This is a genomic window from Pantoea sp. X-Soil-TKNS-1279, assembly GCF_059730565.1.
Map to the genome: position 1 here is coordinate 2,571,096 of NZ_AP035948.1, position 12,647 is coordinate 2,583,742.

Annotated in this window: 12 protein-coding genes; 2 read left to right on the forward strand and 10 right to left on the reverse strand. The window is 52.7% G+C overall.

Annotated elements, in window-relative coordinates; translation table 11 throughout:
- Window positions 1–124 precede the first annotated feature (124 nt).
- The 9 genes from AC6I8N_RS12135 to AC6I8N_RS12175 form a co-directional block, all read right to left on the reverse strand.
- Window positions 125–1,207, reverse strand: coding sequence for an acyltransferase family protein (locus tag AC6I8N_RS12135; RefSeq protein WP_021182899.1), 1,083 nt, complete (start codon window positions 1,205–1,207; stop codon window positions 125–127).
- 415 nt (window positions 1,208–1,622) lie between these two features.
- The gene (locus AC6I8N_RS12140; protein WP_497829137.1) at window positions 1,623–2,714 is read right to left on the reverse strand and encodes an acyltransferase family protein; all 1,092 of its coding nucleotides are present in this window, start codon (window positions 2,712–2,714) and stop codon (window positions 1,623–1,625) included.
- 225 nt (window positions 2,715–2,939) lie between these two features.
- Complete coding sequence (gene tcyN / locus AC6I8N_RS12145; protein ID WP_021182896.1) at window positions 2,940–3,692, reverse strand: L-cystine ABC transporter ATP-binding protein TcyN; 753 nt, start codon at window positions 3,690–3,692, stop codon at window positions 2,940–2,942.
- A complete protein-coding gene (gene tcyL / locus AC6I8N_RS12150; RefSeq protein WP_021182895.1) occupies window positions 3,689–4,357 on the reverse strand; it encodes a cystine ABC transporter permease in 669 nt (222 codons plus the stop codon). The genes tcyN and tcyL overlap by 4 nt, the downstream gene beginning before the upstream one ends.
- Window positions 4,357–5,157, reverse strand: a complete 801-nt coding sequence (tcyJ, locus tag AC6I8N_RS12155) for a cystine ABC transporter substrate-binding protein (RefSeq protein WP_497829138.1) — start codon at window positions 5,155–5,157, stop codon at window positions 4,357–4,359. The genes tcyL and tcyJ overlap by 1 nt, the downstream gene beginning before the upstream one ends.
- Before the next feature lie 92 nt (window positions 5,158–5,249).
- Window positions 5,250–6,236, reverse strand: a complete 987-nt coding sequence (locus tag AC6I8N_RS12160) for a D-cysteine desulfhydrase (RefSeq protein WP_497829139.1) — start codon at window positions 6,234–6,236, stop codon at window positions 5,250–5,252.
- Window positions 6,237–6,367: 131 nt separating this feature from the next.
- The gene (fliZ, locus tag AC6I8N_RS12165) at window positions 6,368–6,871 is read right to left on the reverse strand and encodes a flagella biosynthesis regulatory protein FliZ (protein ID WP_013509525.1); all 504 of its coding nucleotides are present in this window, start codon (window positions 6,869–6,871) and stop codon (window positions 6,368–6,370) included.
- A gap of 49 nt (window positions 6,872–6,920) precedes the next feature.
- Complete coding sequence (locus AC6I8N_RS12170; protein WP_013509526.1) at window positions 6,921–7,643, reverse strand: RNA polymerase sigma factor FliA; 723 nt, start codon at window positions 7,641–7,643, stop codon at window positions 6,921–6,923.
- A 142-nt stretch (window positions 7,644–7,785) separates the two neighbouring features.
- The gene (locus AC6I8N_RS12175) at window positions 7,786–8,754 is read right to left on the reverse strand and encodes an HNH endonuclease signature motif containing protein (protein WP_497829140.1); all 969 of its coding nucleotides are present in this window, start codon (window positions 8,752–8,754) and stop codon (window positions 7,786–7,788) included.
- A 356-nt stretch (window positions 8,755–9,110) separates the two neighbouring features.
- On the opposite strand from AC6I8N_RS12175, the gene AC6I8N_RS12180 reads away from it, so the two are divergent.
- Window positions 9,111–10,292, forward strand: coding sequence for an ATP-grasp domain-containing protein (locus AC6I8N_RS12180; RefSeq protein WP_497829141.1), 1,182 nt, complete (start codon window positions 9,111–9,113; stop codon window positions 10,290–10,292).
- The gene (locus tag AC6I8N_RS12185) at window positions 10,289–11,434 is read left to right on the forward strand and encodes a Gfo/Idh/MocA family protein (RefSeq protein WP_021182889.1); all 1,146 of its coding nucleotides are present in this window, start codon (window positions 10,289–10,291) and stop codon (window positions 11,432–11,434) included. Before AC6I8N_RS12180 ends, AC6I8N_RS12185 begins: the two co-directional genes overlap by 4 nt.
- A gap of 41 nt (window positions 11,435–11,475) precedes the next feature.
- On the opposite strand, the gene AC6I8N_RS12190 is transcribed toward AC6I8N_RS12185, so the two are convergent.
- Window positions 11,476–12,627: a DegT/DnrJ/EryC1/StrS family aminotransferase gene (locus AC6I8N_RS12190; protein WP_021182888.1), complete on the reverse strand. Its 1,152-nt coding sequence runs from the start codon at window positions 12,625–12,627 to the stop codon at window positions 11,476–11,478.
- Window positions 12,628–12,647 lie beyond the last annotated feature (20 nt).

Consider the following 12,647-nt stretch of genomic DNA (forward strand, 5'->3'; position numbering starts at 1 on the left):
ATAGAACATGCTTGCCCGTTATGCTGGCAAGCATGTAGAGACAAACCCGTAGCGGCGCGATTTATCGCGCTGTTTTTACAGATACGCGATAAATCGCGCCGCTACGGAATGTGCTTGCTTTTCGTTATGCGGCTGTCTTTCTTCGCTTCATACCAATTAATGTCGGGAACACAAACAGCGACTGCCCCAACCCTCGATTGGTCAGTGACCACACCAACACCGAACACAACGAACAGATGGCTACGATGGCAATGGGATACAAGCACGCCCAAAGTATCGAGAACCACGCCTGCTCGTACAGATGATGACGCTGCGCAAATAAAATGGCTGACATGCCAAAATATTCAATAAATATGCGATGAATAACATAAATTTGCAGGGTATTGCGACCAATCCAGTTCAGATAGGTCATGCGGAAATGCGCATTCAGCCAGCGGCATATCGCCACGCTTAACAGCACCGCGATGATGCACAGAAACAGGTTCCTGCCGACACCAAAGATAATGTTTACCCCCGCAAAGGCGGCCAGCAGTGCCCAGGGGACCATATTTTCCCGCTTCCAGCTACTGAGCCGCAGCATCAGTGGACTCCAGAACGCTCCCAGCAGGAAAAACAGAAGATATTGCGCCAGACTCTGCGGTCCCCAGTACGGGATAATTTTCACTACCGCCAGATAATTCAACACCACCGCCACCGCCAGCAACGCCATTCTCTGCTCACGAAAGATCTTGGCTAACAGGAAATAAATGCCCAGACCGTAGAGATACCATGACGTGCTCATCGCCATAAAGGTGAGCTTCAGAAACTCCAACAGCGATCCGGCATAGGCCGCATTGGTATTGTCAGAAATACGTTGCCCGGTGATTTCCGATGAAATGCCATCGATGGACCACCACTGAATAAATCCCCATAAAATATAGAGATAGAACAGATTGGTAATGCGGCTGGTGAAAACCTGCTTCCACGGGCGATTCATGATGCCATTCGCCGCCAGCAGTCCCGACACAAAGAAGAAGGCAGGCATACGCAGTGGCGACAGAATCGTATTAAACTTCACCCAAATTTCCGCTGGCAGCCAGCCTGCCGACAGATAATGCACGGTATTTTCGAATCCGGGTAAAACCGTATGGTAGAGCACCACTAACAAAATGCAGGTGCCTTTAAGGGTGTTCACCCATAATATCTCATCGGTCCTGGTGTTATTCATATGATTAACTCCCGCTGTGTCAGTCTTGAACGCGAAATTTGACGCCGAGAAATGAGGTATGACATTTTTAATAGTGAGAGGGATTATCAAACAGGCGGGGCAATCTGACTGTAGCGAAAGTCTTAAAAAATTTTTACTGGCCCTATATAACAATGCGTTACGTCATAACACCGGCCAGCATAACTAAGCAGGCTAATAATTTTCTCCATTTATTTAAACGTTAAAGTGAATATTGATACACATCAATCGCAAATAAACGCGGTCAATAATTAAGATTTACTCACCTGCTTTCAATCCACACGGTAATCAAATAAAAGTAAAAATAAACAGCATGTGGCAGAGAGTTAAGAAAAAAAATTCTGCCTGTGCTGCTTGTAAATGGCGAAATGGCCAGTTTTCACTGGCCTGTATTTCATCAGGATAACGGCGATGATTTTGCTTCAGTGGCTTGCTTACGCAGTAAACGTGGGTAGAGAAACAGCATCCGCCCCGGACCATGATTTAATAGCGTCCAGACCACTAATGACAACGAAGTACAGACGGCTACCCCTGCCAACGGCATCAGTAATGCCCATGCCCAGCTAAAGGTGGTGTTACCAAACCAGCCATAGTGCAAAGCGAGCGTTAGCGCACTTAATCCCAGCAGTTCAATAAAGATGCGGTGCAGCACATAAATCTGTAGCGTGTTCCGGCCAATCCAGTTAAGCCACGCCATATTGCAACGTTGATTGAGGAAGCGGCACAGCACAATGCCAAACACGATGGTCAGCAGGCTATAGAAGGGATTCTTGTAACTACCGCCGACATGATGCGCCACACCGATTAACGCGATACCGGCCAGGAGCAGCCAGTGTTGCCGCTCAAGGTGGCTGATGGCGATCAATCTCTCGCTAAAGAAAACGCCTAGCAGAAAGTAAAGATAGTTCTGAGCCACGCTGGCGGGGCCCCAACCGGGGATCAGACTGAGCTGAGCAGCATAGTTAGCCACAATTGCCAGCAGCACCAGCGCCACCTTCTGGCGGTGAAACAGCTTGGTGAACAGGAAAAAGCCTGCCAGCGCATAAAGATACCAAAGGCTGGTCATCGACAGCAGCAGCAACTTGATGAACTGAAGTGGAGAATCCGCGTAGGCGGCGTTTTTCGCCGTCGATAAGCGGTCACCCATCATATGCGTTGAAATGTAGTGGATGCACAGCCACTGAATCACGCCCCACAGCAAATAAAGATACAGTATGTTGCTGAATTTCTTTGTAAACACTTCCTGCCAGCTTTTTTTACTGATGGCGCTCGCCGCCAGCAGGCCAGAGACGAAAAAGAAAGCGGGCATACGTAACGGGGAGAGGTATTTATTAAAGGTCACCCAGCCTTCAGCAGGCATGATCCCGGCGGTCAGATACTGCAACGATGGGGCAAAAGTGGTGATGATGGCGTGGTGTAGAACCACCAGCAAAATACAGCCGCCTTTTAGCGTATTGATCCAGAGTACCTCTTGCCTGGCAGACGTCATTGTTAAGTCCTGATTGTGTCATGAATTTGTAAATAATTATTTTTATTTATTAATTCATCACAATCAGTACCACTCTTAAAAAGACCGCAAGAACCCAGTAGAGTAAGTGAAGGTAAAATAAATACTTAAAAATCAGCACAATGGAAAAATAAGGCTAATTTTTTTCGGAAGAAACTGATGTGGAAAAATGAGGAAAACGCCGTGAATCATCCACGGCGCTTAAGATTATTGATTAAGGAATTTATCGAGGAACTGTCGGGTACGGGCATGTTGCGGATTGCTGAACAGCGCCTTCGCCACCCCCTGCTCCACGATACGGCCCTGATCCATGAAGATGGCACGGTCAGCAACGTCGCGGGCAAAGCTCATCTCGTGGGTGACGATCACCATCGTACGCTTCTCTTCTGCCAGCGCACGGATGGTATTCAGTACCTCCCCCACCAGCTCAGGATCAAGCGCTGAGGTGGGTTCGTCGAACAGAATCACCTGTGGGCGCATTGCCAGTGCGCGCGCTATCGCCACACGCTGCTGCTGTCCACCGGACAAGCGTCGCGGGAAGCTCTCTTCCTTACCGTGCAGCCCCACTTTCTCCAGCAATGAACGTGCACGCGCAATGGCCTCCGCTTTCGGTTCACCTTTGACGATCACCGGCCCTTCGATAATGTTTTCCAGTACCGAACGATGGGGGAACAGATTGAAATTCTGGAACACGAATCCCACCTGCTGACGCAGACGGCGCACCAGTTCCTTCTGTTTGTTGATGCCGAGAGCAGCATCGACGGCAATCTCGCCCACCCGGATGGTGCCACTATCCGGCACTTCCAGCAGGTTAATGCTGCGCAATAAGGTAGTTTTACCCGAACCGCTCGGCCCGATAATCGCAACCACTTCGCCAGAAGCCACGTCCAGATCGATACCGTGCAGCACCGTCTGGCCGTGAAACTGTTTCACCAGCTGACGTACTTCAATGGCACTCATTTCGCCTCCCGATCCTGACGATTAACATGCGCTTCCAGTCGATTCTGCAAGGCGGAGAGTACCGTCGCCATCACCCAATAAATCACCGACGCCGCGAGGTACATGGTAAACACCTCCAGGGTACGCGAGGTGATCAACTGCGCCTGACGGAACAACTCCGGCACCTGAATCGTGGCCGCCAGCGAGGTATCTTTCACCAGACTGATAAAGCTGTTGCCCAGTGGTGGTAGCGCGGTACGTGCCGCTTGCGGCAGGATCACGCGACGCAGCGTTTGCCACGGCGTCATACCGATACTGGCCGCCGCTTCCCACTGACCACGCTCAATCGCAGCAATCGCGCCACGTAGCGATTCCGAGGCGTAAGCGGCGGTGTTTAACGACAGACCAATCATGGCGGAGGGAATGGGATCCAGCTCGATACCAAACTGCGGCAGGCCGTAGTAGATCATAAACAGCTGGGCGATAAGCGGCGTGCCACGAAAGATCGACACATAACATCGCGCCAGCCAGTTAATCGGCCAGAAGTGCGACAGGCGCATCAATGCCAGCACAAAGCCAAGTATCAGCCCGAAGAACATGCCGCCGATACTCAGTTGCAGTGTGAACACCGCGCCTTTGAGTAAAAATGGTGCTGAATCCAGCACCAGTTGTAGGCTTTCCTGCATTATTTAGTAACGTCCGCGCCGAACCATTTCTCGGAAAGTTTGCTCAGGGAGCCATCTTTCTGCATATCAGCAATCGCCGCATCAATCGCTTTCAGCAGATCATCATTACCTTTACGCAGTGCCACGCCAGATTCCAGACGCGAGAAGGCCGGGCCTGCCACTGCCAGGGTATCGCCAGTTTTCTTCACCAGATCCAGCGCGGCCAGACGGTCCACCAGGATGGCATCAAGGCGGCCTGAACGCAGGTCCTGATATTTGGTTGGGTCATCATCATAGGTGCGAATATCCACGCCCTTCACGTTATCACGCAGCCACTGTTCATAGTTGGAGCCAAGACCCACACCGACTTTCTTACCGGAGAGATCGTCCGGCTTAGTAATGCTGCCCGCGTTTTTCTTCAGCGTCAGCGCCTGCACACCGGAAATAGTGTACGGCGTGGAGAAGTCATATTTCTTTTTACGCTCATCCGAAATGGTGACCTGGTTGATGACCACATCGATACGTTTTGAATCCAGCGCGGCCAGCATACCGTCCCATTTGGTTGGTTTCAGGCTGGCTTTCACGCCAAGATGCTGCGCCAGTTGCTGGGCGAATTCCACTTCGAAACCGGTCAGTTTACCGTTTTCATCCTGGAAGCTGAACGGCGGATAGGTTCCTTCCAGCCCCACCAGCAGCGTGCCGCGTTCTTTCACTTTATTCAGCAGATTTTCTGCCGCGAAGGTTTTCACATTGAAACCGGCGACCAGCGCCACCGCCATCACTCCCATCACCAGTTGGCGACGAACCTGTGAGAAAGCCATAAATACCCCATTTATTATTTGTGAGTTGTGTGCGTTATTTCACCGGGTCAGGCAAATAACGGCCGGATTATAAACCTTTTTTTACCTGCGTCTCAGACCGAAGGATGATAAGCAAATAACGCGGGTGATCCGCCGGTATGGACAAATAACAACGGGCCTTCACGACGGAAACGGTTCTGGCTGATGCCGTCAATCAAACCGGCCATCGCTTTTCCGGTATACACCGGGTCAAGCATGATGCCTTCCAGCCGCGCCAGCAGCTTCACCGCCTCCATCCCCTCTTCGTTCGGTTCGCCGTAGCGCGGAGCATAATATTCATCCCACAGCGTAATGGGGGCGCGCGCTGCAACCTCCAGCTGCTGCGCCAGTGCCGTGCGGATGCGCTCAACCACGGGCAGTTGATCTGCCACTTTGCGCGACACCGTCACACCCACCAGCTCGCTGTCCGGCAGCAGTTGCTCCAGACCAACCGCCAGGCCAGCATGAGTACCGGCACTGCCGGATGCCACCACCACGGCGGCAAAATCCACCACGCCTTCGCTTTGATGCGCAATTTCCTGGGCACATTCCACATAACCGAGTGCACCCAGTGCATTGGAACCGCCCACCGGCACCACATAAGGACGAAAACCCTGTGCTTCGAGACGTTCAGCCTGCTCCGCCAACTGTGCCGTCGGATTATGCAACGCATCGACCATCACCACCTCGACGTCCATCAGGTCCAACAGCAGTCGGTTGCCGTTACTCAGGTAGTTTGGTGCCGTGGTGCCAATCGGGTTTTCCAGCAACGGCACGCACTTCAGACCAAGACGTGCCGCCACTGCCGCCGTCTGACGTACGTGGTTTGATTGTATTGCACCCGCCGTCAGCAGCACATCCGCGCCTTCGCGCAGCGCATCGGCCGCGAGGAATTCGAGTTTGCGTAGCTTGTTACCACCGAGCGCCACCGGGGTGAAATCATCACGTTTAATGAAAATATCACGCCCAAGATAGTCAGAAAGACGGGGCAAATGCTCTAGCGGCGTGGGAGCACCCAGCAGCTCAAGACGAGGGAATTGGTGCAAAAGATGTAAGGACAATGCAGCCTCCATTCGGGCAAATTGCGATTATTCTTACAGTGTTGCAGAAGATGAGAAAAGTCGCACCCGGAATTCACCGGGTGCAATCCCTGTTGCTGGCGTCTTCGACAACAACAGGGGGAGGATCACAGTTAGCTGCGCTGCCAGCCTAAAAACTGGTCATATTTACGCAAAGCGATGCGGTAATTATTATTACCGGCATCAGGTAAATCGTTCTCCAGACACTCATGCCAGCTGTTGCCCCGCAAACGTTCTGCCGGGAAATTTTTCGCCTTGAGCATGTCATCGAGTCGACGTAAACGCACCACGTATTCGCGGATGGTGCTGTGACTCATCTCAGTCTGTTCAAAGAGGTATTGCTTGAACGCCATGATATCGAAGTAATTCGGATGAGTATTACAAAAAATGTCGCTGCAAAAACGGCACAACGCAGTCAATTCCGGCTGGAGTTTCATCCACACCTGATCGTCAATCATTTGGTCCATGCGAGCAATGGCCTCTTTATTGATGATCTGGCCGCGGAACACTAACGCCATACGGTCAAGAACCTTGCCACAATGTGAACAATTGCTTTGGCTGTGCTTGTAGTCTTTAAGGTAGCGACTTAAAGGTCTGGCTTTGGATTTGGCTCCCATTGCTGAGTCCCCGGTTTTATTTTTTTTGGATCCCCAGGAACTGATTCTGTCAGCGCGCTCCCGTTAAACGGGCACGCAGGCGTTTGATCGCCTGACTGTGCAGTTGGCTGACGCGGGATTCGCCCACTTCCAGCACCGCGCCAATCTCCTTCAGGTTCAGTTCTTCCTGGTAGTACAGTGTCAGCACTAATTTTTCACGCTCGGGCAATGCCTCGATCGCTTCAATTACGCGCTCACGCAGATTCCCTTCCATCAGTTGATGAAGCGGGTTGGCTTCTTCATGCCCTTCCGTCACCAGCTCTGCGCTGTCACCGTGTTCTTCCCGATACTCGTCGTAGGAGAAGAGTTGGCTGTTGTTGGTATCGAGCAGAATCTGCCGATACTCCTCCAGCGAAACATTCAATTGATCAGCCACTTCCTGCTCGGTAGCCGCGCGCCCCATCGCTTGCTCTACCTGATGCATGGCGCCAGCCACTTCGCGCGCATTACGGCGTACGCTACGAGGTGCCCAGTCGCGACTGCGCAATTCATCCAGCATTGCTCCCCGGATACGCTGCACGGCGTAGGTGGTAAAGGCGGTGCCCTGTAACGCGTCGTAGCGTTCCACGGCATTCAGTAAGCCAATGCCACCGGCCTGCAACAGATCGTCAAGCTCAACGCTGGCGGGCAACCGTACCTGTAGGCGAAGCGCTTCGTGCCGCACCAGAGGAACGTAGCGCTGCCAGAGCGAATGTTTATCCATCACGCCATCGGCGGTATAGAGATCGTTCACGTTGACTACCCTGCGTTAATAAAGTTATCGGCATGATTATCTAATTCTGTAGGGCGTTTTGATTGGAGGAATAGGCGGGCAAAGCGCGGTTATTTCAATTTGTAATTGATGGCGGCACAGCAGGCCGCCACCCAAGACTTCCCTAACGCAGATTACGCAGGCGCTTGCGCGTGCCGGGCGGTACGTTGTCCCATAACACGCAGGTTTTCCCCTCAAGCGACTGATAGAAAGGGCTAATGTTGCCATCGCTTTCAAGTTGCGCGTTGAACACCACCTGACCGGTTTCCGCATCGATGCTTAACATGCGGTTAATAAATAGCCGCTGTAAGTCACTGCGCAGGAACAAACCGTTATCCACGCTATTATCGGCGAGAAATCCTTCTTCATTTTCCTGAGTATCGATATGACAGGCTTCGACCCACGGCCAGCTGTGTCGTTCAGTCAATCGCGTGCCTGTGATCACGCAAGCGCCATAGCGCGCTTTAACCGCCGCGCTAAACTCGGCCTGACTGGCACGCTGGAATACTCGCGCTTTAACCCGCCTGCCGACTTCAGTACCGGGCATCACCGCAATCGGGACTTTATGTTGCGGTGTACTCAGCACCACCAGGAATTGCACCTTGCGCGATAATGGAAAACAGGGATGAGCCTGTGGGTCGAACAACTGCCAATATTCGTCGTCTTCATTCTGGCGCATCAGCACCAGCTTAAAGCCACGGCTTGCCAGCAGGTTCTGCGCCTCTGCCGAATGGGGATCGAGCATCGCGTAGACGCGGGTTTCCCCGACGACCTTCCAGCGATTTTCTTTCTTTATTTCGTCGGTGCGGCGGAAATAGAGGAAAGCCTGCTGGTTCTTCAGGTAATGCTCAAAGCGACGCAGATAGTTTTTGCGTTCGTTGTCGTCCGAGACAAACAGCAGATCCTCAATCGGGCTATTGATCTCCTGCTGAGCGAACACCGCGCGTATCACCAAATTGCGATAGCTGGTTGACGGGCTCAGCAACCCACGGGCGGTAAGCTCTTTCTCATCAGGATTTTGCTGCATGTAGCGCAACGCGATCTCTTCGAAAGTCAGTAGCTCACCGGGTAACAAGTCATAATTGAAGCGCATAGACACCCCAGAAAATGGAAAAAGTACGGCAAAAATTCGTGTGATTCTGAAGGGAGTTATCGGCAGATTTGCAGGGTTCTGTAACAGGTTGGTTACTTTTTTATGGTAGCGAACAGTGGCCATCACCGGCAAAGCGCCCACGGAATTCAGTCCTGTGCAGTTTGCGCCTGGACGAGCTGGGCTTCCCGTCTTCGGATTGGCGTGCCCGTTCAAGCGAGGTGCTCCCTCTCCTGCTGGAAGCAAACGTGTTGAAAAAGGCAAATTGAGCCAAAAACCCTGTCTGTTTATGCCATTGCACTGACCCAAGCCTGAATAAAATAAGGCGGTTAAATTTACTCAGGCTAAGGTTGGACGCCATGTCTTCACCCTCCCGGGCGCTGCTGCTAGATGCGGGATTCGCCTCACTGCCCTTTCTGGATGTATTACGCCAGCACGGTTACCGCACGGCGGTGTGCGGCAGCAAAACCCAAGACCCTGGCCATCGTTTTGCAGATGACAGCAGTCCTGTTAACTATGGTGACGTGCAGCAAGTCATTGACCTGTGTCGCGAATGGGGCATTTCGGCCCTGCTGCCCGGCGTCACGGATGTCTCTTATCTCGCCGGATCACGGGTCGCAGAACAACTTGGTTTTTCCGGATTCGATACTCCGGATGTTGCCGATACGTTGTTCCAGAAGGACCAGTTTCGCCAATGGGCACAGGCTAACCATTTCCCGGTGCCAGCAGCGGTACAGCAGTTAAGCGAAAGCAATGGATTGTCTTTACCGCTGATCGTTAAGCCAGTTGACGCCTACAGCGGGTTAGGGATTACCCATATCTCTGAACGCGAACAGTTAGCTGCTGCTTTCCTCGCTGCTCAACAGGCTTCACGTAGCGGTGAAGCGTTGATTGAGCAGTTTATTAATGGCACGCTGCACAGTCACTCCGCCTTTATTCGTAAAGGTGAAATCGTCTGCGAATTTTATGTCGATGAGTTTTGCACCGTTTATCCGTGGCAAGTCAACAGCAGTTCTCTCACCACGCAACTGAGCCGCACATTACAGGATCGCGTCAGCGATTGTCTGGCGACGTTGACGTCACAGCTCAATCTGTGTGATGGCCTGCTACACACCCAGTTTATGACCGACGGCAACGATTTTTGGTTGATTGAACTGACACGACGTTGTCCAGGTGATCTCTACAGCCGCCTGATCAGCCTGTCGACCGGTGTGCCTTACAGCAGCCATTTTGTCGCCCCCTTTATCAATATTGATGACCACTTTGACCAACGCCGCCCGGTACGCCAGCGTTTTATCGCCCGTCATACCGTCTCCGTCGCCGAAGCAACCCGTTTCGCGGGTTTTCACTTTGCCGCGTTACCGGCAAAAATACTCGATGTCATCCCCCTCAAGTTACCGGGCGATGCACTGGAAGCCGCGCCACGCGACCGCGCAGGACTGGTGTTTGCCGAGTGCGACAGCCTGACCAGGCTGGCGCAACTGACGCCGCATCTGAACCAGTATCTTAATCCCCCGATGCAACAGGAGAGAAAGTCATGACCCAACCACTCAGGATTGCCTTCCTTGGTGGCGGCATCAATTCCGCCATCGGCCAGACCCACAAAATTGCCGCCCAGATGGATGGTGAATTCCATCTGGTCGCTGGCTGTTTCAGCCGCGATGCACAGATAAATCAACAAACAGCGCAGATCTGGGGCATCGCCACCGATCGTCTGTACGACCATTATGAAGCGCTGCTGGCAGCAGAACATTCACAACTGGATGCGGTGGTGATTTTACTGCCTACGCCGCATCATCTCGACGTCATCGTGCGCTGCCTTGAATATGGTGTCGCGGTGATATGTGAAAAGGCATTGGTGGAGTCAGTCGCCAGCGCGCTGGTGGTCAGCCACGCCCTGCAACGTACTGGTGGTCGCCTGTTTGTTACCTATAACTACAGCGGTTACCCAATGGTGCGCGAGCTGCGCCAGCGCATTGCCGATGGCGAGCTGGGGAATATCCAGCAGATCCTGGTAGAGATGCCGCAGGAGGGCTTTAGCCGTCGCAATATGGCCGGGGATGTAGCACGGCCACAAAGCTGGCGTCAGTCCGACGGAGTGATCCCCACGGTATCGCTCGATCTCGGTGTTCATGTGCATCAGTTAGTGGATTTTATTGCGCAACGTCGGGCGACCGATGTCTATGCGATCAATAGCCACTTCACGACGTTACCCAACATTATCGACACCGTCCATGCTGTTTCCCGCTATGAAGATGGTCTGGTATGCCAGTATTGGTACGGCAAGGCGGCGCTGGGTTACCGCAATGGCTTACGTATCCGGGTAATGGGCGATAAAGGTAGCGCGGAGTGGTTACAGGTGGAACCGGAAACCCTGAAACTCAGCAATGTGCACGGCCAGGTCACTTTGATTGACCGTACCGATAATGCCAACCGCATCGCTAACCTGCCACGCTACTGCCGCTTCAAGGCAGGTCATCCGGCTGGATTTATCGAAGCCTTTGCTAACTACTATGCGGATATCGCCCAGAGTTTACGTGGCGAACACAACGACTACAGTCAGGGTATTGATACGGCACTGAGCGGGCTGAATTTTCTCGAAAAAGCCCAACGCAGTGCCACGTTACACCAGCCAGTAACGCTGCTGGACTTGCTTTCCCATCCCGCCACTGCGACCGGTTAATGCGCTAACACTTTGCTCCCCCCTTTCGGGGGGAGCCGTTCTCAGGCCGCCGCGGTCTGACTGGCTGCCAACACAATATCAATAATGCGCGCTTGCTCTGTCTCAGTCAGCGTGGGATGGATCGGCAGGCACAGCACCTGCTGGGAAGTGGCACTGGCAACCGGCAGATTGTCAGGATGAGACGACTCATAACCTTTATACATCGGGAACTGCGAAATCAGTGGATAGAAGTAGCGACGGGCGTAAATCCCTGCGTCCTTCATCTGTTGATAAAGCTGGTCGCGCGTCAGCGGAAAGTGTTCCGGGTGGATAAACAGCGGGCAGTAGGCGTAATTCCATTCGGTTTGCGCATCCGCCTGCAACAACGATACCCCTGGCACTGCGGCTAACGCCTCAGCATAGCGTTGATAAATTCGTTGACGCACACCAAACGCGGCATCCACATGCTTTAGCTGCAACATACCAAATGCCGCCTGGAATTCGCTCATTTTGCCATTGATGCCCGCCGCTACGACCGTTGTTTCATCAGCAAAACCGAAGTTCTTCAGATAATCAATGCGACGTTTAATCTTCTCATCCGGGCAAATAATCGCACCGCCTTCGAAGGTATTAAACACCTTCGTGGCATGGAAACTCAGCACAGATAAATCACCATGATTCAGGATGCTGACCCCTTCACGTTTCACGGCAAAAGCGTGTGCCGCGTCATAAATCACGCGTAAGCCATAGGTATCGGCAATGCGCTGAATCGCATCGGTGTCACACGGCAGGCCGTAGCAATGCACAGGCATGATGGCGCTGGTTTTCGGCGTAATTGCCGCCTCAATTTTGGCCGGGTCGAGGTTACAGGTTTGAGGATCAATATCGACAAACACCGGCTTGATGCCGTTCCACAACAACGAATGTGAGGTCGCCACAAAGGAGTATGGTGTGGTGATCACCTCACCATCAATACGCAGCGCCTGTAACGCGGTCATCAATGCCAGCGTGCCATTAGAAAACAAGCAGATATGTTTCACGCCAAGGTATTCTGCCAGCGCAGCTTCCAGGGCCTGGTGATACGGGCCCCCGTTGGTCAGGTATTTGCTCTGCCAGATATTTTCGAGGTAAGGAATAAACTCCTCCAGTGGCGGCAGTAAGGGGCTGGTCACCAGAATATTTTTGTTGTCGTAATGTGGCGCGATTTTTTTCATCGAGGCCCCCTGCGGGCAAA

What these genes read in the sequence shown, in the direction of transcription:
- AC6I8N_RS12135 (WP_021182899.1), bottom strand. Translation starts at nt 1,207, where the DNA reads ATGAATAACACCAGGACCGATGAGATATTATGGGTGAACACCCTTAAA.
- AC6I8N_RS12140 (WP_497829137.1), bottom strand. Translation starts at nt 2,714, where the DNA reads ATGACGTCTGCCAGGCAAGAGGTACTCTGGATCAATACGCTAAAAGGC.
- tcyN (WP_021182896.1), bottom strand. Translation starts at nt 3,692, where the DNA reads ATGAGTGCCATTGAAGTACGTCAGCTGGTGAAACAGTTTCACGGCCAG.
- tcyL (WP_021182895.1), bottom strand. Translation starts at nt 4,357, where the DNA reads ATGCAGGAAAGCCTACAACTGGTGCTGGATTCAGCACCATTTTTACTC.
- tcyJ (WP_497829138.1), bottom strand. Translation starts at nt 5,157, where the DNA reads ATGGCTTTCTCACAGGTTCGTCGCCAACTGGTGATGGGAGTGATGGCG.
- fliZ (WP_013509525.1), bottom strand. Translation starts at nt 6,871, where the DNA reads ATGGGAGCCAAATCCAAAGCCAGACCTTTAAGTCGCTACCTTAAAGAC.
- AC6I8N_RS12175 (WP_497829140.1), bottom strand. Translation starts at nt 8,754, where the DNA reads ATGCGCTTCAATTATGACTTGTTACCCGGTGAGCTACTGACTTTCGAA.
- AC6I8N_RS12180 (WP_497829141.1), top strand. Translation starts at nt 9,111, where the DNA reads ATGTCTTCACCCTCCCGGGCGCTGCTGCTAGATGCGGGATTCGCCTCA.
- AC6I8N_RS12185 (WP_021182889.1), top strand. Translation starts at nt 10,289, where the DNA reads ATGACCCAACCACTCAGGATTGCCTTCCTTGGTGGCGGCATCAATTCC.
- AC6I8N_RS12190 (WP_021182888.1), bottom strand. Translation starts at nt 12,627, where the DNA reads ATGAAAAAAATCGCGCCACATTACGACAACAAAAATATTCTGGTGACC.